Annotated in this window: 16 protein-coding genes; 7 read left to right on the top strand and 9 right to left on the bottom strand. The window is 71.8% G+C overall.

Annotated features, from left to right (window positions below; all coding sequences use genetic code 11):
- Positions 1-57: 57 nt before the first annotated feature.
- On the top strand, positions 58-2,778 hold the full coding sequence (locus tag N4G70_RS33940) for a SpoIIE family protein phosphatase/ATP-binding protein (protein ID WP_261716625.1): 2,721 nt from the start codon (positions 58-60) through the stop codon (positions 2,776-2,778).
- A gap of 372 nt (positions 2,779-3,150) precedes the next feature.
- Here the strand turns inward: N4G70_RS33940 and N4G70_RS33935 are convergent, their stop codons facing one another.
- The 5 genes from N4G70_RS33935 to N4G70_RS33915 all read right to left on the bottom strand — a co-directional run bounded on the left by N4G70_RS33935 (position 3,151) and on the right by N4G70_RS33915 (position 11,217).
- The gene (locus N4G70_RS33935; RefSeq protein WP_261716624.1) at positions 3,151-4,038 is read right to left on the bottom strand and encodes an NAD-dependent protein deacetylase; all 888 of its coding nucleotides are present in this window, start codon (positions 4,036-4,038) and stop codon (positions 3,151-3,153) included.
- A 227-nt stretch (positions 4,039-4,265) separates the two neighbouring features.
- Complete coding sequence (locus tag N4G70_RS33930) at positions 4,266-7,592, bottom strand: lantibiotic dehydratase (RefSeq protein ID WP_261716623.1); 3,327 nt, start codon at positions 7,590-7,592, stop codon at positions 4,266-4,268.
- A 122-nt stretch (positions 7,593-7,714) separates the two neighbouring features.
- Positions 7,715-8,977: an MFS transporter gene (locus N4G70_RS33925; protein ID WP_261716622.1), complete on the bottom strand. Its 1,263-nt coding sequence runs from the start codon at positions 8,975-8,977 to the stop codon at positions 7,715-7,717.
- Positions 8,974-10,140, bottom strand: a complete 1,167-nt coding sequence (locus N4G70_RS33920; protein ID WP_261716621.1) for a radical SAM protein — start codon at positions 10,138-10,140, stop codon at positions 8,974-8,976. Before N4G70_RS33920 ends, N4G70_RS33925 begins: the two co-directional genes overlap by 4 nt.
- A gap of 261 nt (positions 10,141-10,401) precedes the next feature.
- Positions 10,402-11,217, bottom strand: a complete 816-nt coding sequence (locus tag N4G70_RS33915; RefSeq protein WP_261716620.1) for a class I SAM-dependent methyltransferase — start codon at positions 11,215-11,217, stop codon at positions 10,402-10,404.
- Positions 11,218-11,805: 588 nt separating this feature from the next.
- Between N4G70_RS33915 and N4G70_RS33910 the strand changes: the two genes are divergently transcribed.
- From N4G70_RS33910 to N4G70_RS33895, 4 genes are all read left to right on the top strand, one after another.
- The gene (locus N4G70_RS33910) at positions 11,806-14,523 is read left to right on the top strand and encodes a LuxR family transcriptional regulator (RefSeq protein WP_261716619.1); all 2,718 of its coding nucleotides are present in this window, start codon (positions 11,806-11,808) and stop codon (positions 14,521-14,523) included.
- Positions 14,520-14,675: a hypothetical protein gene (locus tag N4G70_RS33905; RefSeq protein WP_261716643.1), complete on the top strand. Its 156-nt coding sequence runs from the start codon at positions 14,520-14,522 to the stop codon at positions 14,673-14,675. Before N4G70_RS33910 ends, N4G70_RS33905 begins: the two co-directional genes overlap by 4 nt.
- Positions 14,676-14,690: 15 nt before the next feature.
- Positions 14,691-15,248, top strand: a complete 558-nt coding sequence (tpg, locus tag N4G70_RS33900) for a telomere-protecting terminal protein Tpg (protein ID WP_261716618.1) — start codon at positions 14,691-14,693, stop codon at positions 15,246-15,248.
- A 525-nt stretch (positions 15,249-15,773) separates the two neighbouring features.
- Positions 15,774-16,049, top strand: a complete 276-nt coding sequence (locus N4G70_RS33895; protein WP_315904329.1) for a hypothetical protein — start codon at positions 15,774-15,776, stop codon at positions 16,047-16,049.
- Positions 16,050-16,176: 127 nt separating this feature from the next.
- Here N4G70_RS33895 and N4G70_RS33890 read toward each other — a convergent pair whose 3' ends face one another.
- A complete protein-coding gene (locus N4G70_RS33890; RefSeq protein WP_261716617.1) occupies positions 16,177-16,323 on the bottom strand; it encodes a YfbM family protein in 147 nt (48 codons plus the stop codon).
- A 4-nt stretch (positions 16,324-16,327) separates the two neighbouring features.
- On the opposite strand from N4G70_RS33890, the gene N4G70_RS33885 reads away from it, so the two are divergent.
- On the top strand, positions 16,328-16,597 hold the full coding sequence (locus N4G70_RS33885) for a hypothetical protein (RefSeq protein WP_261716616.1): 270 nt from the start codon (positions 16,328-16,330) through the stop codon (positions 16,595-16,597).
- A gap of 210 nt (positions 16,598-16,807) precedes the next feature.
- Here the strand turns inward: N4G70_RS33885 and N4G70_RS33880 are convergent, their stop codons facing one another.
- The 3 genes from N4G70_RS33880 to N4G70_RS33870 form a co-directional block, all read right to left on the bottom strand.
- Positions 16,808-17,005, bottom strand: coding sequence for a hypothetical protein (locus tag N4G70_RS33880; protein WP_261716615.1), 198 nt, complete (start codon positions 17,003-17,005; stop codon positions 16,808-16,810).
- Positions 17,006-17,009: 4 nt separating this feature from the next.
- Positions 17,010-17,405, bottom strand: coding sequence for a carboxymuconolactone decarboxylase family protein (locus tag N4G70_RS33875; protein WP_261716614.1), 396 nt, complete (start codon positions 17,403-17,405; stop codon positions 17,010-17,012).
- 918 nt (positions 17,406-18,323) lie between these two features.
- Positions 18,324-19,412, bottom strand: coding sequence for an alcohol dehydrogenase catalytic domain-containing protein (locus N4G70_RS33870; RefSeq protein ID WP_261716613.1), 1,089 nt, complete (start codon positions 19,410-19,412; stop codon positions 18,324-18,326).
- 102 nt (positions 19,413-19,514) lie between these two features.
- On the opposite strand from N4G70_RS33870, the gene N4G70_RS33865 reads away from it, so the two are divergent.
- Positions 19,515-20,408 carry a LysR family transcriptional regulator gene (locus N4G70_RS33865; RefSeq protein WP_261716612.1) on the top strand — a complete coding sequence of 298 codons (894 nt, stop codon included), beginning with the start codon at positions 19,515-19,517 and terminating at the stop codon, positions 20,406-20,408.
- Positions 20,409-21,667: the final 1,259 nt, after the last annotated feature.

Here is a 21,667-nt window from a genome sequence, read left to right as displayed (position 1 = left end):
GGCGTACAGGGGTGTAGAACAGATTGTGTGATCAGGCGTTTCGGCCGACTACGGGGCGTGTCGGTTCGGTCGCTGCTCCCCAAGCGCCCCAGAAGTGTCGCCGGGCAGGTCTTCATCCTCCAGGTGGCAGTCGTCGTCCTGCTCGTCATCGGCGCGATTCTGGCGCTCGCGCTGCAGACCAGGCGCGATCTCGACAACGAGGCCAAGAACCGCTCGGTCGCCGTCGCGGAGACGTTCGCCCACTCGCCGGGGCTCATCGCGGCCATGAATTCACCCGATCCCTCCAAGGTGCTCCAGCCGATCACTGAGGAGACCCGCAGGGCGGCGCACGTGGACTTCATCGTGGTGATGGACACCGAGGGCATCCGCTACACGCATCCGCTGCCGGATCGGATCGGGAAGCGTTTCGTGGGCACCATCGGACCGTCCCTGGCGGGCGAGGTCCTCGTCGAGACCGTGCGGGGACCCCTGGGCCGCGAGGTGCAGGCGGTGGTGCCGGTGACCGCACCGGGCGGCAGGGTGGTGGGCCTGGTCTCGGCCGGTCTCAAGGTCCGCAATGTGAGCAGCGAGACCGACCACCAGCTGATCGTCGTTCTGGGCACAGGCGCGGTGGGCCTCGCGTTGGCCACTGGCGGCACCGCGCTGGCCACCAGACGCCTCAGGCGCCAGACTCACGGGCTCGACCCGGCGGAGATGACCCGCATGTACGAGCACCACGACGCGGTCCTGCATGCCGTGCGGGAAGGCGTCGTCATCGTCGCGGGCGACGGGACGGTGCTGCTCGCCAACGACGAGGCCCGGCGGCTGCTGGGACTGGCCCCCGACTCCGAGGGACGCCCGGTCGCGGAGCTGGAAGGACTTGATCCCGCCACAGCCGAGCTGCTGGCGTCCGGCCGGGAGGCCACCGACGAGGTCCATGCGGCCGGGGACCGGCTGCTGGTGGTGAACCAGCGGCCCACCGACGGCCCCGGGGGCCCGATGGGGACTGTCGCTACCATCCGCGACTCCACGGAGCTGCGGGCGCTCACGAGCCGGGCAGAGGTGGCGCGCGAGCGGCTGCGGCTGCTGTACGACGCGGGGGTCGGCATCGGTACCACGCTGGACGTCAGACGCACGGCCGAGGAACTGGCCGAGGTCGCGGTGCCCGCCTTCGCCGACTTCGTGACCGTCGACCTGCCCGACCCGGTGCTGGGCGGGGAGGAGCCCAACCCCACGAGCTCGGAGATGCGCCGGACCGCCGTCAGCGGTATCCGCGACGACCACCCGCTGTACGAGTGCGGCCAGCTGATCGAGTTCCTTCCGTCGACCCCGCAGGCCCGCGGGTTCGGCAGCGGGCACGCCGAGCTGGTGCCGGACCTGGCGCGGGCGCCGGGCTGGCAGGCGCAGGACCCGGAGCGTACGGAAGACATCATCGGCTACGGCATCCACTCGCTCATCACCGTCCCCCTCCAGGCCCGCGGGGCCGTGCTGGGGGTGGCCAACTTCTGGCGCTCGGAGAAGCCCGAGCCGTTCGACGAGGACGACCTCTCCCTGGCCGAGGAACTGGTCGCCCGCGCCGCGGTGTCCGTGGACAACGCCCGCCGCTACACCCGCGAGCATGCCCTGGCCGTGACGCTCCAGCGCAGCCTGCTGCCGCGGGCACTGCCCCGGCACAGCGCCGTCGAGGTGGCACACCGCTACCTGCCCGCGCAGTCCGGGGTAGGCGGCGACTGGTTCGACGTGATCCCGCTGCCGGGCAGCCGCGTGGCCCTGGTCGTCGGCGACGTCGTCGGCCACGGCCTGCACGCGGCGGCGACGATGGGGCGCCTGCGCACCGCGGTGCACAACTTCTCCACGCTGGACCAGCCGCCCGACGAACTCCTCAGCCACCTCGACGAGCTGGTGAGTCGTATCGACCAGGACGAGGCGGGTGCCGCAGGCGGGCTGGAGGGCTCAGCGATAACCGGGGCCACCTGCTTGTACGCGGTCTACAACCCGGTCACCCGCCGCTGCTGCTTCGCCCGCGCTGGGCATCCGCTGCCCGCCGTGGTCCGCCCCGACGGAAGCGTCGAGTTCCCCGACATCCCGGCCGGACCGCCGCTCGGGCTCGGCACCATGCCGTTCGAGACCATGGAAATGGACATCGAGGAGGGCAGCCGGCTCGTCTTCTACACCGACGGGCTGATCGAGGACCGCACCCGGGACATCGACGCCGGCATGGAACTGCTGCGCCAGGCGCTCTCCCGTACCGACCGCACACCGGAGCAGACCTGCCAGGACGTGCTCGGCGCGCTGCTGCCCGGCCGCGCGAAGGACGACGTGGCGCTGCTGGTCGCCCGTACCCGGGCCCTGGGACCCGACCGGGTCGCGGAATGGGACGTGCCGCCCGTCCCCAGCGCCGTCGCCGGGATGCGGGCCGCGGCTGCCGCGAAGGTCAGGGAATGGGGACTTGCGGACCTGGAGTTCGGTACGGAACTGATCCTGAGCGAGCTGCTCACCAACGCGATCCGCTACGGCTCCCCGCCCATCAGGGTACGGCTGCTGCACGACCAGGTCCTGACCTGCGAAGTGACCGACGGCAGCAGCACATCGCCCCATCTGCGGTACGCGGCCACGACGGACGAGGGAGGCCGCGGGCTGTTCCTGGTCGCCCGGATGTCCGAGCGCTGGGGCACCCGCTACACCGCCGAAGGAAAGATCATCTGGGCGGAGCAGCTCCTGTCCGACGAAAGGGCCGTGCCACCGGATCTGGACGGCAAAGCGCTGCTCGACCTCTTCCCGGACGACGAACTCCTCTGACGTCCCCGCCTGACGCCGCCGCCGGGACCCCGGTGACGCTGCCGAACTCGTGCGCGACGCTATGGCTGCCTTCGGGTGGCGCCCCGGTGGTAGTCGCTGGCGAAGAGCAGCTCGCCGGTTCCTCATCAGCTTCACCGACATCACGATCGACAAATAACACCGCGCCAGAAGCCGCGGTGGGCAGCGCCCGCCACCGTGGCCCGACTCCCGCTCCTGCTGCCGTTGCTCGTCGGCCCTGGTCCCTCGTGGCCTGCAGGTACCTCTCCGGGAGGGGGGGGCGGGGGCCCGGCAGGTGGCCGGCTCACGCCGCCCCGCCGCCCCGTCGTTCCGCCACGCGGACGAGGCGCCCCGCCGCGCGCCTGCGCGGCGGATTCACTTGTCGACCGTGACACCCAGCTGGTCCGCCACGGCGGTGAGGGCCGCGCCCAGGGGGAGGGCGACGCGCGTGACGGCGTACTGGTCGCCCCGGGTCGGATCCCGGTTGACGATCAGCACTGGCCGGTCGGCCTGGGCTGCCTGGCGGACGAATCGGAGACCGGACATCACCGTCAGAGAGGAGCCGAGGACCAGCAGCGCGGACGCCTCGCGGACCATCGCGCGGCAGCGTTCGACCCGCTGCGGCGGCACGCTTTCGCCGAAGAACACCACGTCCGGTTTGAGGATGCCGTCGCACACCGTGCAGGACAGCACCCGGAAGTCCCGGGCCTGCTCGTCGGTGAGATCGGCGTCACCGTCCGGGTTGATGGTGGCTGCCTTCGGCTCGAAGCCCGCGTTGGCCTCCTCCAGCCTTCTCGCCAACGTGCGGCGCGGGCTGATCGCGCCGCAGGACAAACAGACGACCCGTTCGAGGCTGCCATGGAGCTCCACGACATTCTCGCTGCCAGCGGCCTGGTGCAGGCCGTCGACGTTCTGGGTGATCACTCCCGCGAGCAGGCCGTGCCGTTCGAAGGCGGCCACGGCCCGGTGCCCACTGTTGGGGCGGGCCCGGCCGAAGGTGCGCCAGCCGAGGTGGCCGCGGGCCCAGTACCGGCGCCGGGCCTGAGTGCTCGCGGTGAAGTCCTGGTACGTCATCGGGGTGTGCCGGCTCAGGCTTCCGCCCTCGCCCCGGTAGTCCGGGATGCCCGACTCCGTCGAGATCCCCGCCCCGCTGAGCACGAGTACGCCCCCGCTGCTCAGCGCCTCGGTGACCGGCCCCACATCCGTGGTGCCGGGCGGGGCCTCCCCGGTGGGGGTCCAGCTGAGAGTGGGACGCATGCGCATGCCTCCCAGGGTACGGAACGGGCTGGCGGGAACCGAGGCACCTGTGGCTCCACCGGCGTCGCCTGTTCCTCGGCCGCCCTCGTGAGCGGCCCGGCGCGGGACTGGCGTCGTCCGTCCGTCGTCCGCCCCGCGTGAGCGGCGCGGCGACCGGGTGCGCCTCTCCGCCTCGCGAGCGCTCGGCGCGGACAGCCGGGGGGAGCCTGTTCCTCTGGAGCTGCGCCCTCATGTCAGGGTCGCTGGGCCCGCCTGTCGAGGCGGGCCTGTACGGCATTGCGGACCAGGGCCAGAACCGTGTCCTCCGCCGCGGGCGGGATGCACAGCGCCCGGTTGTAGTGCAGGTGCAGGATCGACGGCAGGGGAGTGGTTCGCCCCTCCTCGGCGTTGAGGCCCTGGCCGAGACCCCGCAGTACGCGCCCGTACTCGGCGAGGGCTTCGGCGCGGACCCTCGAGGCCGCGGCCAGCCGGCCGGGACCGACGAGACGCGCCAGCGTCGGGGCAGGGGCAGGGGCAGGGTCAAGGGCACCGGGGGCGAGCAAGTCGGTTGCGTCGTCCAGGAGTTGGTCCAGGAGCCGCTGCCGCTTGCGGGAGGACGCGGTGTGCGGAACGCGCGGATACCGCGCCAGGAGCCAGGGGGCCCAGGGCTCGGGGCCGGCCATCGCGCGCAGGGCGTCCAGCTGGTTGACCGCGCACAGGACGACCGGATCGCCGTGGAGTGAGCCGGCGCGCAGCGCCGCGAGCTGGGCCGACACCAGCTCGCTGTCGGCCTGGAACACCCGCTCGGCGAGTTCGAGTGCCTGCGGGCCGCCGTAGCGGGCCGTCTCCGGCCGGTACTCGTCCACAACCATGCGCCGCAGGAGCCCGGCCGCACGCAGCCGGCCGGCCCAGGCGTGCAGACGCGGCAGCGCCTCGCGTGCCAGCAGCTCGGCACGGCCGTGGAACCGTAGTCGCAGATGAGGGTCCGGGTCGCCGTACCGAAGGAAGAACCAGCGGTCGACGTGGCCGACCAGGTGCGCGAGCAGATCGGGCAGGTGGGCCGCGATCACCTCGTCGTGCCGTTCGTATGTGGCGTACAGCTTGGCGTAGAGCCAGGGGCCACCCACGGGGTGCGGCGGTTCGACGGGCTGTGGCCGTCCCGGGCGGGAGGTGGCGAGCGGTAGCCGGGTGAGCAGAGGGAAGATCACCTCGCTGGTGTGTGCGCCGGCCGGGCCGGTCAGCCAGCCGTCCCCCGGCTCGGGGCCCTGCGGGCCGGGCAGAAAGGGTGCTTCCTCCAGTGTGAGCGGCAGCCCCCGGGCCGCCTCCCGACGGACCAGCTCCACGTGGGCCGGTCGGCTCGCATCGATCTCCACCCGCTGGTCGCCGGTACCGAGGAGCACGCGGCGCGGCAAGCCGGACCGCTCGGCCCAGGACGCGAACTCCGTTGCCCAGGAACGTGGTTCGGGCATGGTGGGTGGGCACAGGCGGTCATCGAGGCGCCAGCGGGCGGCGGTCAGGACGGTTCGGCCGCACCGGACACGTGGCAGAAAGGGAGCCGCCGACAGCGCGCCCCAGTCCCAGCTCCGCCAGGGCCGTACCCCGGTCAGCGGCAGCTCGGTGAGGAACCGGGCGAGGTTGGGGGCGTGCCGTTCGAACTCCAGCATGTGGAAGGAGAGCGGCACGATCTCGCTGGCGCGGCTGAGCGAGACCAGTCGCAGGCGATGGTCGTCGGCCACCACCGCCAGATCGGACAGGGTGATGGTGTGCGGATCGGCGGGGTCGGCGTACAGGCCGACGGGCAGCCGGTGGTCCGTCCATTGCGGCAGCCGCGTGATGTTCTCGCTGCGGAACGGGGAGGGGCGGCACTCCAGTTGTGCGGTCAGCGCAGGCGAGTACCGTCGGGCGGAGCGCCGTGCCACGTCGCCGAGCCGCTCGGTCCCGGTCGGTCCCAGGGCGTGGGCGAAGCGGGACGACGCGGCGCCCGCCAGGTCCGAGCCCGGCCCCGTGGTGAGCCACAGCCGGAAGTTTCCCGCGTCCAGTTCGCCGGCGCTTCGGGCCAGCAGGCGGGCGGGGAAGTCCGTGGAGGGCGGCGGTTCCGCGGCTTCGCTGTCCTTGGCGGTGCGGTCGAGCCGGTCGAAGGACTCCGCGTCGAGCGTCACCTCCTGGATGCCTGTACGGACCGCCTCGAAGACCAGGTCGGCGAGGAGCCGCGCGCGCTGTGGTGCCTCCGGGTGGGGAGGCGTCGCCTTGCGCTGTCGCAGGACCGGTGGGTGCCGGTAGTCCTGTGGGGGGCCGAGGCCCGTGTCCGGATCGAGGAGTTCGCGGAGCGGAACCGCGACCTCGGTTCCGTAGACCTCGGTGAACTCCTCGTAGTAGGCCCGTAGGTGGTTAGGCGGCCCGGGGGGCGAGAGCCGCCACAGGGCTTCCGCGGCATGTTCCGCTTCGCGTGCCACCTCGGCGGGCAGCACGATGTCCGCGTCGGCCGCCAGGTCCACCTGGATCGGCGTGGTTTCGCCGGGCAGCAGCTCGCCCATGGCTTCGCGGGCCCGCTCCAGGGCGCGGAGCGCGCCGTCCGCCGGGGCGCTGGAGTACCGGGCGAGCGAGACGCGTACTTCTCGCAGGGCCGGCAGTTCGGGCACGCCGGGAAGGCCGTCGAGCCGGTCGAGGACCGCGCCGATCGGGTCCTGCTCGTGTGCGGCGGGGCGTGCTTCGGTCAGCAGGAATTCCCGCCGTACGAGCGTGGCCAGGGTGGCGTCGACCGCGTCCGGAGCGAAGCGCGCACTCAGCGCCTCCCGCAACGCGCGCAAAGGGAGCGGGCGTTGGGCCAGCTCAAGGGCTGAGGAGGTCAACTCGGTTCGCGGCAGGGCTATTTCGAAGAACGTGTCCTGTGCGGTGCCCCGGACCAGGCGTTCGGTCTTGAGGGACGCCACATGGCTCAGTACGATCCGCTCGCCGCGCACCGTGGCGAGCGAGTTGGCCACCACCCGCAGCCGGTCGGCGACGTCGGGGCGTTGCTCCCACTGGGAGACCAGGGTGAGCAGCCACTGCGCGTCCGGGCGTGCCGCTCGTCGGTGGGCCCCGCCGAGCGTGACCCGCGTGTTCTCCCCCGGCGCGCCGATGCGGGCCAGTGCCACGGCCGCGAAGGTGCCGAACGGGGTGGGGCGCGAAGCCATCCGCAGCTGGTATCCGGCGACGGCGCGCGCGGCTTTGCGGAGGGCCGCCGGGCCGGGGCGCGGGCCGGTACGCAGCTGGTCGAGGCGCTGCCTCAGCGAGGGGCTGGACAGGGTGATGGCCTCCACGAGGAGTTCGTCCCGGGCCGCCGTGGCCAGGTAGGCGACCAACTGGGCAGCTTCGTCAGGCCAGTTGGGCGCCAGGGGCCTTTCGCTCTCGGCCGGGGAGCCGGGTGCCACGGGCATCTCGTCCTGGTCGGGGGAGCCGGGCGGCAAGGACCTTTCGCCCTGGTCCGGGGAGCTGGCTGCCACGGGCACCCCGTACTGCCCGACCCGTACGCGTGGGCGTACGGGCAGCCGGACCGTCACCGTCTGCGCGCAGGAGAACATCGGCGGTTCGGCGGCTGGCATGGCATCTCCTTCGGCAAGCGGATGCGGGGGAGAGGGCGCGTGCCCCGGCGGGGCGCGAGGGGCAGGCGCGCATCGAGGGACGGCGACGCGTGACGGAAGGAAGGCGCTCCAGGGCGCGGGGGTCACACGGTCCGCAGCGCACCCCGCGCGCGGGGCCACAGCAGCGGCCCCACCGCGACGCAGCAGCCCGCCACCCCCACGGCCAGCAGGGTGCGGTCGAGGCCGAGGGCGGCCGTCGCCGGTCCGGTGAGAGCCATGCCCAGCGGCAGCGAGGCGAAGGACCCCAGGAAGTCCCAGGCGCTCACCCGGCCCAGGACCCGGGGCGGCACATCGCGCTGCAATGCCGTGGACCACAGGACGGCGAAGACGGCCTCCGCCACGCCGAGCAATCCATAGGCCGCCATCACCAGCCACGACGGGCCGTGGGCCGCGAGGCCGAGGAGGGGCAGACAGAAGACCGCGGTCACGGCCGAGCACAGCAGGACCGGGTGCTTCGGCGCCCAGCGCAGCATGAGCATGCCGCCCAGCACCGCGCCGATGCCCGCGCTGGTGAGGAACGCGGCGTACCCTCGCGCCCCCGCGTAGTCCTGCTCGGCCGCGAGGGGGGCCAGTACCTGGAGGGGCCCGAGGGCCACCAGATTCAGTACGGCGGCCTGGCCGATGACCAGAAGGAGCCAGCGCCGGCCCACGACTTCGCCGAGGCCCTCGCGCAGCTCGCGCCAGAACCCCCGGACTGGGGTGCCCGACGGCGCCACGACGGGTGCCGGGAGGCGGTAGAGCAGAGCCGCCGCCACGAGGCAGGACACGGCGTCGGCGGCGATCGCCTGTGCGGTGCCGAAGGCGGCGGCGCACCAGCCCGCCAGCGCCGGGCCGATGATCAGGCTCAGCGACATTCCGGTGCGCAGCACGGCGTTGGCGCGGCGCAGGGCGGGCGCGGGCACCACGCGCGGCAGCGCCGCACGGGCGGCGGGTCCCAGGACACCGCTGGCCAGACCCCGGGCGAACGACAGCGCGCCGAGCGCCCACAGCATGTTTCTGCCGGGCCCCGACACCAGGAGCAGGAAGGTGGCCATCTGCATCGCACAGCACGTCAGTTCCGCGCCCGCCATCAACGACCTGGGGCTCCAGCGGTCGCAGAGCCCGCCACCAACCAGCACACTCATGAGCGTGCCGACCACGACGGGCGCCGTGACGGCGGCGACCGCGCCGGCCCCGGAGCCGGGCAGCCCGGCCACCGCCAGAGCGAGTGCCACCGTCGTGAAACTGTCGCCCACCGCCGAGATCCAGGTCGCCAGCGCGAGACGCGCCAGCGGCCCGCGTGCCGCGACGGGGATGTCGGCGCGGTCCGCGGCCCGCGCCGGTGAGGCGAGTGGCACCTCGCTCACTTGGAGCTCAGCTTGCCGCTGAGATACATGAGGTCCAGGAGGGCCGCGTCCACCTCGTCGCCGATCCGTTCCTCGGCGTCTGCCGCCTCGGGTGTGAGCCGTACGTCGTAGTCGCAGGCGACCCAGCGGGGTTCGATGACCTCGTCCGGCAGATAACCGGACCGGGCGTCGCCGACCTCCCAGCCCTCCTTGCCCGCCGACTCCCAGCAGCTGTACAGAGTGCCGTCGGCGTTGACGACCGCGCCGGTCGCACCACCGCGCAGCGCACAGTAGGGGCAGCGGCTGATGGACTGGGGCAGCGGGACCGAGAAACCGTGCGCCAGCGCCCGCGCGTTCCACCCCTTGCGCCGCTGCGCGAGCGCGGCGGTGGCGGCCGGGGCGTACGCGTAGCCGACACCCACGTCGTCGACGGTGGCGAAGCTGATCGCGCACCGCTCGGTGGGCGTGTGGGCCGCCAGGTCGTCGATGAGCGCGTCGATGCCGTCGATCGACGGGGTGGCGACGTTGATGCGGAAGTGCCACGCGATGCCGGTCGCCTCGGCGCTGCGCGAGACGTTCCGCACGATCTTGTCGTACGTGCCGCGGCCCATCCGGTTCACCCGGCTCAGGTCGTGGTGCTCGCGGGCGCCGTCGAAGGTGATCTGTACCCGCCCGAGCCCCAGCCCTTCGAGGGTGCGCGCGGTGTCGGCGGTCAGCAGGGTGCCATTGGTGATCATCTCGGCCGAGGCGAGGCCGCGATGGGCGGCCCGTTCCAGGAGGGTGTAGCAGCCCTGACGGTTGAGCAGCGGTTCACCGCCGAAGAGCAGCAGATGCAGCTTGTCGAGGACGGCCGCCGCCATGCGGTCCCGGACGAATTCCAGTATCTCGTCGATGACCGGGGCGCCGATGTTGATCTGCGGGATGCGCGGCGGACGGTACGTACCCTCCGGGGCGGCCCCGGTGTTCTGGAAGCAGTAGGCGCAGCCCAGGTTGCAGGCGCTGCTGGTGAGCACGGTGAGATGGAAGCGGTCCACCGGCGGTGCGGCGAAGAAGCCCGTGCCGTCGAGTTCGGCCCGTGCTTTGGGGGTGAGTGCGCCGTCCTCGGTCACGGCCGACGATGGCAGCTTGGCCACCTTCCGCCCGGACAGGCACCACCAGTTCGCCTCTCCTCTGATCAGTCGCATGGATCCTCGTCTCGGCACGACAGGGTGTGGGAAGCCCGGGATGCGGCTGAGCCCGGGCAGGGCCCGCCGAAGCGGCGGGCCCTGCCCGGGCCGGGATCAGCGCGCCTTGGTGCCGGTCCGGACGCCACAGGTGTCAGCGGCTTCCTCGGTGTCGAAAACGACGATGGTCTCCTCGGTGTGCTCCATGATCAGTACTTCCTTTCCATGAAGGGACATGGTGATTGGTGCACCGGCCACCCGAAGGCGACCGGAACTCAGGGGTCAGCCGGTGAGGGGCCGACGGGCGATGACGATCGCCTTGTGATGCCGCTCCTCGTCGAGCGTGTCGTCCACGGCAGCCGTCCCGGGACGCATGCCGAGGACGCCGAGGACGTCGAGCCCGGCCGAGCGCAGCGCCGCGCGCAGGAGGGGCTCGGGATGGTGGCGCTGCACGTGCGGAGCGTCCGAACGCCGCCACAACGGGCCGGCGCCGTCCCGGGCGAAGACCGTGAGATCGGCTCGGGCGAGGCCGCCCGCCGGATGATCGGGCGAGCAATGGCCCTGCCAGACGAAGACGGTGTCCGGTTCGTGTGTCACCTCGTCGGACGCGTACCAACTCCGGTACGTGCGAGTGGTGTTCACATCGAACAGCAGCAGCCCGCCAGGGTGCAGGGCGCGCGCCGTGCCGGCCAGCGCGGAGCCGAGTTCCGCCGCACTGAGGAGGTTGTTCACGGCGTCGTCCATGCACAGCACGACGTCGTGGTCCGAGCCCGGACCCGGCAGGCTGCGCATGTCACCCTGCTGGAAGGAGATGCCGCGGTTCGCTTCCTTGGCGCGTGCCTCGGCGATCATCGCCGCGCTCAGGTCGATGCCGGACACCTGGTAGCCCAGGTCGCGGAAGGCTGTCGTGCTCTTGCCGGTGCCGCAGGCCACGTCCAGGAGGCGTCGGCCCGTCACGCCGTGGCGGCGCAGCAGGCCGTCGAGGAGCGCGCACCACCGCGGGTAGTCGTCGTGCCGGGTGAACAAGTCGTAGAAGCGGGCGAGTGGTTCATAGGTCGCCAGGGCGTGCGCGGCGCCTTCCGTCTCCGCAACCGTCATACCCACTCCCTCGGTCGGTTTCACTGAGCGGACGCTCCCGCTGCCCCGGATCGGTTTCCCGGGGCCGGCGTGCTGCCCGTGGTCATCACTCTGCTGGGCGGCGCCCGGCCCTCGGTATCTGTCACTCGACTGGTCCCGGAGCGACCGGGCGACGGTCAAGAAATCGTCAAGTCGGCCTGCCGGGGCCACTGTTGGGCGCGTACACCCATCCCTTCAGAGGGGTGAGCCACGCGTGAGGGCGCCGGTTCTGTCCCCAGGAGGGGGCGCGGTGGAGCACTGAGGAATGACGGATGGGTGTCCCGGAGGGCGATGGCGTCGGCGCGGAGGCCGCCCCACCGAACTCGGCAGGAGTACAGGGGCGGCACGGCCCCGCACACCGGCCCTAACAGCGGGTCTTCGCCGGCCGCTAGGGCTTCGTTAGCGAACGCTGAAAGCCTTTTCCGTGCAGGAGTCCTTATCGCGTCCGTCCCACGGCTTCTCGGAGCGCGCTCAGGGCCGGACTCGTCAACTCCGCACGAACCGCACGACGGTGTGTCGGGGGCGCGCCGATGTCCAGCACGAAGCGACCCGTAGAAGGTGAGCATCGCCATGTTGGCAGGGCGAGACCGAGAGATACGAGAACTTCTGCGCCTCATCGACGCCGGCCCCGGACGGAGTCCTCGCAGCCGCACCGTACTCCTGCGCGGCGGGGCCGGCATCGGCAAGACCGCGCTCCTGGCCAGTCTGGCGCGTCTGGTGCGACCCCCCGTCCGGGTCCTGTGGGCGGACGGAACGAAGAGCGAGGCCGAGCTGCCGTTCGCGGGACTGCACCAGTTGCTGCACCCCCTGCTCCCGGTGCCGGGTGCGGTCCCCACCCGCCAGGCCGACGCGCTGCTCGGCGCCTTCGGCGTGAACGCCTCACCCGCCGAGCCGCTGCTGGTCGGCCTCGCCGTCCTCGCCCTGCTCACCGAAGCCGCCCGCCACGCGCCCCTGCTGCTGCTCGTGGACGACGGGCAGTGGCTGGACACGGCATCGGCAGCCGCACTGGCCTTCGCCGCCCGCCGCCTCGAATCGGTGCGGGTGTCCATGGTGCTCACCGTCCCCGACGGCGAGGACGTGCCCGCCTGCGTTGCGGGCGCCCGGGAGCTGCGGCTGGGGCCGTTGCCCACGGCGACCGCGAGGTGCCTCCTCGACGAGTACGCACCCAGGGCAACCCCTTCGGTGCGCAAGCGCCTGCTGGCCGAGGCCCAGGGCAACCCGCTGGCGCTGGCCGAACTCCCGTCCGCGCTCAGCGACGATCAACTGACCGGGATCCAGGCACTGCCCGACCAACTGCCGCTCAGCGAAGGCGTACGGCAGATCTTCTATGGCCGGGTCGCCGCATACGGTTTCCCCCTGCTTCTCGCGGCGGCGGAACGCGACGGAGACCTCCCCACCCTCCTCAGCGCCGCCGGCGACGAGGACGCGGCCATGGACCAACTGACCGGCGCCGCCCGGGCAGGACTCATCACCCTGCACGGCCAACAGGTGCGTTTTCGCCACCCGTTGACGCGCTCCGCCACCTATCAGGGCGCCGCGCCGAGCCGTCGCCGCGCCGCGCATCGGGCCCTCGCCGACGCCCTCGACCCGGGCGACGACCGCCGCGTCTGGCACCTGGCCGCCTACGCCACCCGTCCCGACGACTCCCTGGCCCGCCTCCTGGCGAACCTCGCCGACCGGACCCGGCACACCGGTAGCGTGACGACCGCGGTCCGCGCGCTGCGCCGGGCCGCGACGCTCTCCTCCACTCCGGCGGGCACGGCCAGGTGGCTGGTGGAGGCCGCGGAATGCGCGTGGGCCGCGGCCGAACCGACCCAGGCCCGGGCGCTGCTCAAGGATGCCGAATCCCTGGTCCACGCACCGGAGTTACGGGCCCGGGTGGCCCGTGTGCGCGGAGCCATGCTGCACGCGGGCAGCGCGCTCACCCCCGCCTGCGACACCCTCATGGACAGCGCCCGGCTCGCGCGGTCCAAGGCGCCCCAACTGGCCGCGGAATCACTGCTGTTGGCGGCGCGGGCCGCCTGGGGCGCCAATGAACCGGCGAAGCTCACGGAGATAGCCGACCTGCTGGCCGGCCTCGCATTGGAGGAAACCCGCGAAAGGTCCCAACTCCTCCACCAGTTACGCCGGATGGCAGGTGTTCCCGCGCCCACGGATGGGCCCGAGCAGCCGGGAGCGAGGAGTTGCCCTCCCGGCGACGAATGGCCCACGAGCTCCTGCCTCGGACCACTCGTGTGGCCTCCCTTGTTCGTGCCGTACCTCTTGGGAGACGGCGAGGCCGGCCTTGAAGGGCAGCGGCGTACCTTCGAGTCCTTGCGCGCGGCGGGCGCCGTGGGAGCCATGCCAGTGGCGCTGACCTCGCTGGTGGCCGCGCAGTTGGTCACCGGCCAGTGGGCCGACGCGGTGGCCCTCGGTCAGCAAGGACTCACCCTGGCCACCGATACCGGCCAGATCACCGCCCGGTGCCACCTTCAGGCGCTGCTGGCGTACGTGGCTGCGGCCCAGGGTGACTCCGACCGCTGTCGGGAGCTGGCTGAAGCGGCCCTGGCGGAGTCGGTCCCGCGCCGGGCCGCCTCCGCGGCGGCCCTGGCACGCTGGGCCCAGGGTGTGAACGCCCTCGGTAGCCGCCGGCCGCGGCAGGCCATCGGTCCGCTCAGTGAGGTCACCACCCGGGGCGGCACCGCCGAACACTTCATGCTGAGCGGACTCGTGCTGCCCGACCTGGTCGAAGCGCTGGTCCGCGTGGGACAGACCGAACGGGCGGCGGCGGCACTCGGGCAGTTCGAGGAACGGTCCGACCCGCTCAACGCCCCCTCGCTGCGCGCCGCATGGCACCGATGTCGGGCTCTGCTCGCCACGGCGCACGACGCCGACCGCCACTTCTCCGACGCACTGGCCGCCCCCTGCACCTCCGGCTTCGAAACCGGCCGCACGCACCTGCTGTACGGACAGTGGCTGCGCCGCCACCGCCACATCACCGCCGCCCGCCGCCACCTCCACCAAGCCGTGGAGCACTTCCTGACGGTGGGGGCGGTGCCGTGGACGGAACAGGCGAACATGGAATTGCGCGCGGCCGGCGTACCCGACGCCGAGCCGTCCGCGAACGGCCGAGGACTGACGCCGCGAGAACTCCAGATCGCCCGTTATGCGGCACAGGGCCTGACCAACAAGGACATCGGCTCGCGCCTGTTCCTCAGTCCCCGCACGGTGGGCTATCACCTGTACAAGATCTACCCGAAGCTCAACATCACCTCGCGGCGCCAGCTTTCGCATCTCGCACTGGATTGAAGGGGTCGCCGGCACTCATATCGCGCAAGCACGAAGGCACCCAGTCCGTCCTGCGGGGCGAGGAAGTCCGCGAGCGGTTCAACGCCCCCGAACTCAACCTCGCCCGCTACATCAAGGACGGCACCGTCACCGACACCGACAACGGCGAATAGGGGAGCAGGCAGCCGATGAGCATGTTCGGGGACGGCCTGGACGCCGCCGTGCAGAAGACCTTCACCCGCCCGGCGCCCAAAACCGCAGGCTCTCAAATGCGGTACTTGGTCCAGCAGTTGGGCAGCACAAGAGCGGTCGCCCAGATGCCACGGATCTCCCAGCGCACCGTCGAGCGGTACCTGAAGAACCAGATCGAAGAGCCTCGCCCGGACCTCGCCGGACGCCTCGAGCGCGAGGTGAAGAAACGCCGGCAGCCCCAGATCCGGGCCAAGGCCAGGGCGAACGTGGCCTGCACCGGCGGCATCGTCATCGACGCCCGCGCCCGCATGGGCTACACCGCGCTGATCGGCTCGACGGACCAGGACCGCATCCGGCACCTGACCGTCGCCCTGCCCCCGGTCTACGCCGCCCGCCTCTTCGACGCCCAGGAGCAGGGCGCCGGCGACACCCGTCTCCAGGAGATCGTCGCGGAGGCGCTCAAGGAGGTCTACTTCCAGGACGGCGGCCGCCGCGCCGGCAGCCTGGAGGAGATCCGGTTCACCGACATCGAGCACCTCGAGTTCGAGCTGTAGCGGCCGACACCCCGCTATCCCGCGGAGCCCTTCCTGCGGACCACCCCGGGTCTTCGGTGGGACACGGACGACCCCGAGGGCGAGGACCTCTGCCACGCCACCGTCGGCCGGCTCTCCCTCACCTACTGGGTGAACCTGCCCCTGCGCCGCCTGTCCGTCCTCACCGTCACCTGGCTCGGATAGCCTCCGCTGGCAACGCCCTGTCCCCGCGCAATTACTGCTTCGCCGCCTCAGCTATCCGACCCGAACCATTGCGTCCTGGGGCCCCACCCATCAGTCGCCATGAAACGTCGCTAAATGCGATAGAAGTAGGCTAAAAGCCCTCTAGGTGGGTGTTTTTGAAGGCCCGGGGCACTGCTGGCTGGTGACGGACTCCGCCCGTGTTCTCCGCCCTGCTTGACTGCGACAGTGATCGAACTAACGATTGGTGTGGTCGCTGCAGCCCTCGTCGGATGGCTGATGCGCCGGAAGCAGCAGCAGAGGTCGACCGCGATAGCCGCCGGGGACCCGGCCGGGGTGCCTTGCATGCTCAGGTGGTCTGCTCAGGGCTCTCGCTGGAAGGCGGGACGCCTGCTGATCGGCGCTGGTGCCCTCGCCTGGAAGCCTTCCCTTGGTAAGCAGGAGACCGTTCTGCCGGCCGATCTGTGTCAGGCCGGGGTGCGCTCGCCCTCACTGCGTGAGGCGGTGGCGGTCAACCCGGGATCCCGGATCGTGGAATGCGATTCGTCCGACGGGGAGGTCCTGATTGCGGTCATGCCGCCGGAACTGGACCACGTGATCAAGGCTCTGGAGAGCGCGTAGCCCCGGCGTGGCTGCGGCTCGGGGACCCGGCTTCCCTCGGCCGACGGCAGTCAGCTTTGCAGCGGGACGGGCCGGGTCGCGCCCAGTGGCTGCCAGGAATCCTCTGCCGAGGCGGAGCTGCACGAACTCAGTCGAGCCAGACCAGCATGGCCTCGCCTGCTTGTGAAGCGGCGCCGAAGAACGGAGCCAGCGGGTCGAACCACCCGCGCACCCATTCCAGGGGCGTCGGCCCGGTCGTGTCCAGCCTGGCCAAGCACGCGAAGAGCTGAGGCAAGCCGGTGCTTCTCCTGGTCGGCGATTCGCACGTCTACCGCTCGGACAACCCGCTCATCCAGGGCGCGCCCTGCACGGGCGACGAGGACGTTTGTGCGCATGACGCCTGGAACAGTCACCCGTCGTACGACGTCCCCAGCTTCCACCGCATCGTCGTACACGGCAGCACCACCCCGCTGGAATGGCTGAAGCTGACCGTCACCCCGGGCGCCCACAACCCGACGACTGCCACCTCCTTCGGCCCGTTCACCTGGACCCGCATCACCGGGAGCTGACGCCAACCGGCGCCGAAGCGCACGGCGGCCCGACGCCGCAGATGCCGCGTCGGGCCGCCGTGCTGCTCACCGAGACTGCCTCCTGATAGCCGTCCCAGCCGACAAACGGCGGTGATCTGCTGCACGGCCCAGTCCCTACGCCACGGCGAGAGCCGGACGATGCCGCCCATGGCGCGAAGACTTCGGGTGCGACGGGAAGCCCCGACCGTCCTACCCCTGCGCGTCGGCCAGCCTTCGCAGCTGCTGGTCGTAGCCGGCAAGCAGCTGACGGAGCTGATCCAGGGACTCCTGGGGGACGTCCCCAGGCGCGGTCTCGACCAGGTAGCGCGCCGCGGCGACGAACGCTGACAGCTCGTACGCGTGGAACGTGCCGCGCAGCAGCGTCGGGCTCAGGCGCTCCAGCTCCACCGGTTCAGCCCTTGGACTTGACGTAGTCGACGACCTCATGCAGCTCGGCGGCGAACTGGTCGTAGTCCTCCTGCATGCCGTTGATGTAGGCGCTCCAGCCCAGGCTGGCCTTCGCGTAGTGGACGGCCTCCTGGATCTCCTCGTCGGTCGCGCCGAACAGTTTCGCGGCCTCGGTGTGGAACAGGGTGCAGTAGTGGCACTTGGTCTCGGAGTGCAGCCCGACACCGATCAGTTCCTTGTACTTGTTCGGGATCAGTGTCTGGCCAAGCTCGATCCGCTTGAAGATCTCCCACTCCGGGCCCAAGAGCTCTGTCGGGATGCTCTGGAAAAAGTGCGGAACCAGGCCCAAAGTCTCCTTGATGTCCGCTTCCACCTGGGCGCGACTCACTTCGGTGGTCATGACGGCCTCCTTGGAGGCTGCGGGCGCCATAGCGGGGGCCGCCTGCACTTGCCGTGGGCTGAGGAACTCCTGCTCATGCCAGGCCGACGCATCACCTTCCGGGTGGATGCGAGCGGTGCGGCGCTCCAGCCTCATTTCTCAGCCTAGCCACTCCCCGAGCCCCCGGCGGCTTTTTCCGAGGCACTTCCGCGTGCCGCTGGGGGCGGCGGCCGAAACCGGCGCGGACCGGCAGGTTAGGGAAGAGCCGGCCGCGGCGGGCGGGCGCGATTCTCGGACTCGGCCGACAGGCGGGCGGAACCCGTGTGTCGAAGAAGCCGCCGGCGCCGGAGCGTCAGTCTGCTCGGCGAGGCGCGGGGGCTCGACGAAGGGCTGACGGAGCCGCTGACCTCGAAGAACCGTGTGGTTCTCTCCCGCATCCCCGCGTGCCTGGCCGCCCGGCAGGGGCCTCCCGATCCAGTGACGAGGAAGGGATTCTCCCGGCGGGTGACAGGGTGACTCCGTCTCGCCGGATCCCGGCGAAACGGTCGAAACAGGGACGCGGCCCCTCACCAACATGGGCCTCCACACCTACCGTCGCCTGACTCGGGGCAGGTGCCTCCGCGGCCGTTGGACGCGTTTCCGTGGTCGTGCACCACCGCCAGGTCGCACGGGGCTTCAACAAGCCCCGTCTTGCGTGGGACAGCGCCACCGACCCGGTCAAGAGCTGGAACCGGGTCGTGAGCGAGCGGTCAGAGTGCTGGGGTCGTCCGTGATGGCCGCCGCGGGCGGGGCGGTGCCTACCGGGTCGCCGCGCTCGCTGGGACCGCTTCCACCTCGCGCGTGGCGGCCGGGTCGGACGGCTCGGTGACGCCGGGCAGGAAGGCCGGTTCTGGTCCACCTTCCGCGGTGTGTCCACTCCCTGGGGGGCGGTCGGTTTTGTCAGCGATCCGGTGGGGTGAGGGTGGTGCGGTCGAACGGGCCGCCATGTGAGGCGGCGTACGTGACGGCGTCGTTGACGGCGTCGAGCCCGAACGACCGGACCCGTTCGGTGGCGAGGTCCAGGGTGCCCGAGGCGAGGAGCCTGATGATGCCGACGTTCGCGGTACGCGGGTACATCCACTGGCCGCGCACGGTGATCGAGTTGCGCATGATCCATGGGTAGGGGAGGGCGAGGTCGTCGCCGCCGAGCATGCCGACGCCGCCCATGAGAACGACGCGGCCGTATTCGCGCACGGTCATGGCTGCCGTGCGCGCTGCCGAGCTGGGCGCGCTCGGCGGTAGCAGGTCGATCACCATGTCGATCGGGCCGTCGGCAGCTGCGGACATCGCCGCGCGGTCGTCGGCCTCGTCCCCGGTGAGCGGGACCGGCCGCACGAGCAGACCGAACCGGTCGGTGAGGAGGTCGAGCGCGGCCTGGTTGCGGCCTGCGGCGACCACGCGGCCCGCCCCCATGGCGAGTGCGACCGCGACCGCGCTGCTGCCGAGGTTGCCCGTGGCTCCGTTGACGAGCAGCGTCTCACCGGCTGCGAGCCCGCCGGCCAGCAGGCCGCCGTACGGGATGACGTGCACGCCGAGCGCGGCCCAGCGGGCCGGGTCGTCCCCCGCCGCCGCGGGGAGCGGGTAGACGTTCTCCGTCGGGACCCGCATGAGCTCAGCGAACGATCCGTCGTGCAGGTGCCGGGCGAGGCGTGCGCCGCCCTCACCGCGCGAACTCCAGCCCTGGAGCGTGATGTCGGGCGTCAGGGCGTCATCGCGCGAGCGCACCGTCGAGTCGCACCACACCAGGTCTCCGGAGCGCAGCCGGGTGGCGTCCGGGCCCACGTGGACGACCCGGCCCACGCCGCCGATCCCGGGCACGACGGGCGGGACCAGAGGGTAGTTCCGCTTGCCGCTGAAGACCTCGGCAGCGTACGGCGCCACGGCGGCGGCGAGGACCTCGACCACCACCTCACCGCCGCCGGCCTCGGGATCGGGAACCTCCCGCACCGTGAGCGGGGCACCGAACTGCGTCAGAACTGCTGCTCGCATGTGATGTCCTCCGTGTTCGTCCGTGTTCGTCGCGATCGACACTAGGAGCGCATCGAACATGCGGGAAGCGACGATCGAGCATCCGTGGTATGCGTATGCCGCATGGACATCTCCAGCACAGGCCTGCGGGTTTTGCGGCAGATCGCCGAGTCCGGCAGCTTCACCGCAGCGGCCACCCGGCTCGGCTACACCCAGTCGGCGGTCTCCCGCCAGGCGGCCTCCCTCGAACGAAGCGCGGGCACCGCCCTCTTCGAACGGCGCCCCGACGGAGTGCGGCTCACCCCCGCGGGACTGACCCTGTTGCGCCACGCTCGCACGATCCTGGACTGTCTGACGGCCGCCGAGCGCGACCTCACCGGCACCGTCCCGCGGACCGAACTGGTGCGGCTCGGACTGTTCCTGAGCGCGGGCGCGGCCATCCTGCCTCCCTCACTCACCCGCCTCGCGGCGACCGACCCGCAGATCACGGTCACGACCACCGAGGGCACCACGCCCTCCCTGGTCCGGGCCCTGCGCGCGGGCTCGATCGACCTCGCCGTACTGACATCCCGCCCACCGCACCGCCCCCTCGACGGCGAGTCACCGCGCCTGCATATCGAAACGGTCGCGGACACCGAACTGGTCGTGGCGGTGTCCTCGACCGGAGAGTTCGCCGGCCGCACCGCGGTGCACGTCGACGAACTGGTCGACGTCCCCTGGATCGCCACCCCGGCGCGGAACACCGAGCCCATGCTCGGCGTCTGGCCCGGTCTGCCCGGACGGCCGGACATCGTCCACTGCGCGCGCGACTGGCTGACGAAGCTTCAGCTGGTCGCCGGTGACTTCGGGGTGACAACGGTGCCCTCGCGGCTCTCGCCGGTACTGCCGCCCGGGGTGAGCCTGCTGCACGTCGAAGGCGCACCACCCGAGATCCGCCGGGTTCTCGTGGCCCGCCTCCCCGGCCGCCCCACCCCGGCGATCACGGCCGTCACCCGAGCAATTGCCTCGACCTCCTGAGACACGCCGCCGAGACCACCGGACTGGGTGCCGCAGCGCCGAGGGCGCACACCATCACATGTACCTCGGCACCGGCCAGGGCCGCTTCAGTATGAGCACCCCGCTGCCCTCACCCACGCACTCACTGCCCCGCCGATGACCCGACCGCCCGCCCAGGCCCACCGGCGCGGGCAGGCAGTGCTGTACACCGGCCTCCACGATGCGGCGATGGACAGCAAAGAACGCCCTGGCACCGCCGGCAGCAGGAGACCCGTGACGATGACCGCCCGCGATACGCAGGCCGTGCAGCGACTGCCGGGCTGGACCCGCACCGGCCGCAACGGGCCCGTCCAGGTCGACGGCGAGGACGTCGACCCCGTGCACTACCTGCCCACCCATCGGCAGGAACTCGTCCTCAAGCCCCCACTCGCACACCGCGGGCGCGACGTGTACTGCGGATGGTCCATGACCGAGCACGCCTGGATCGACGCCATCGCCGCGGCGCTGCACCAGGGAACACCGCTGCCCGCTGCCCTGGCCGCCAGCAAGGCCCGGCAAGCTGCTGGATCCGCGGATCCACCAGCACCGCGGCGGCCGCGGCGACATCAGCGAAAAGCCCCGCGTCGCGCACCAGCAGCCGCCACTGCCGCTCACCCCAGCCCACCGGAGCCAGCTCTCGCCGGCGTGTCCGGTCCACTGCTTCATCCAGCCGTAGCCGCCACAGCGCGTCCCGCTCCCGGAAGCCCTCCCGTTCCCACCACTCGCATGCCACCGCGCGCGCCAGCGCGAAAGCCTCTCCAGGCACTGCGCCAGCTGCTACCGCCCTCCGCGCAGCCCGCTTCCAGCGCTCCTGGGTCCGCCTCAACTCGCGTGTCAGGAAGCCGGCATCGACGAACTCAAGCGGATGTCCCTCATCCACATCCAGCAGCCACCGGCCATGGCGTGCGCACAACCGCCGCCACCGCGCCCGGTACACCCACACCCGACCGCCGCCACTGCCGCGGCGGGCTGCGCACAGCCGGCACCCGACCGCCACCAATCCCCATGTACCGGATTTCGCCTGCCACGTCGGCTGCCCCCGTCCCTGCCCGCCGTCGCTCCGAGTCGGCACGGGCGGCCGGGACGTTAAGGACGGCAACGCCCGTGCCAGATGCTCCACCGGCACACGGCACCAGCCGGCCAGCTGCGCCCTGGCCGCGTCGTCGAGGAGCACCTCGCCGTCGGTACGCGCAGCGCTGTGCGCCTGCACGGGGTTGTTCCACTGCCACGCTGTCAGCAGA

Origin of the sequence: Streptomyces sp. ASQP_92 (assembly GCF_025399895.1) — a bacterium.
In the GTDB taxonomy this organism is placed as follows: Bacteria; Actinomycetota; Actinomycetes; order Streptomycetales; family Streptomycetaceae; genus Streptomyces.
This window is presented reverse-complemented; position numbering and strand designations above follow the sequence as displayed.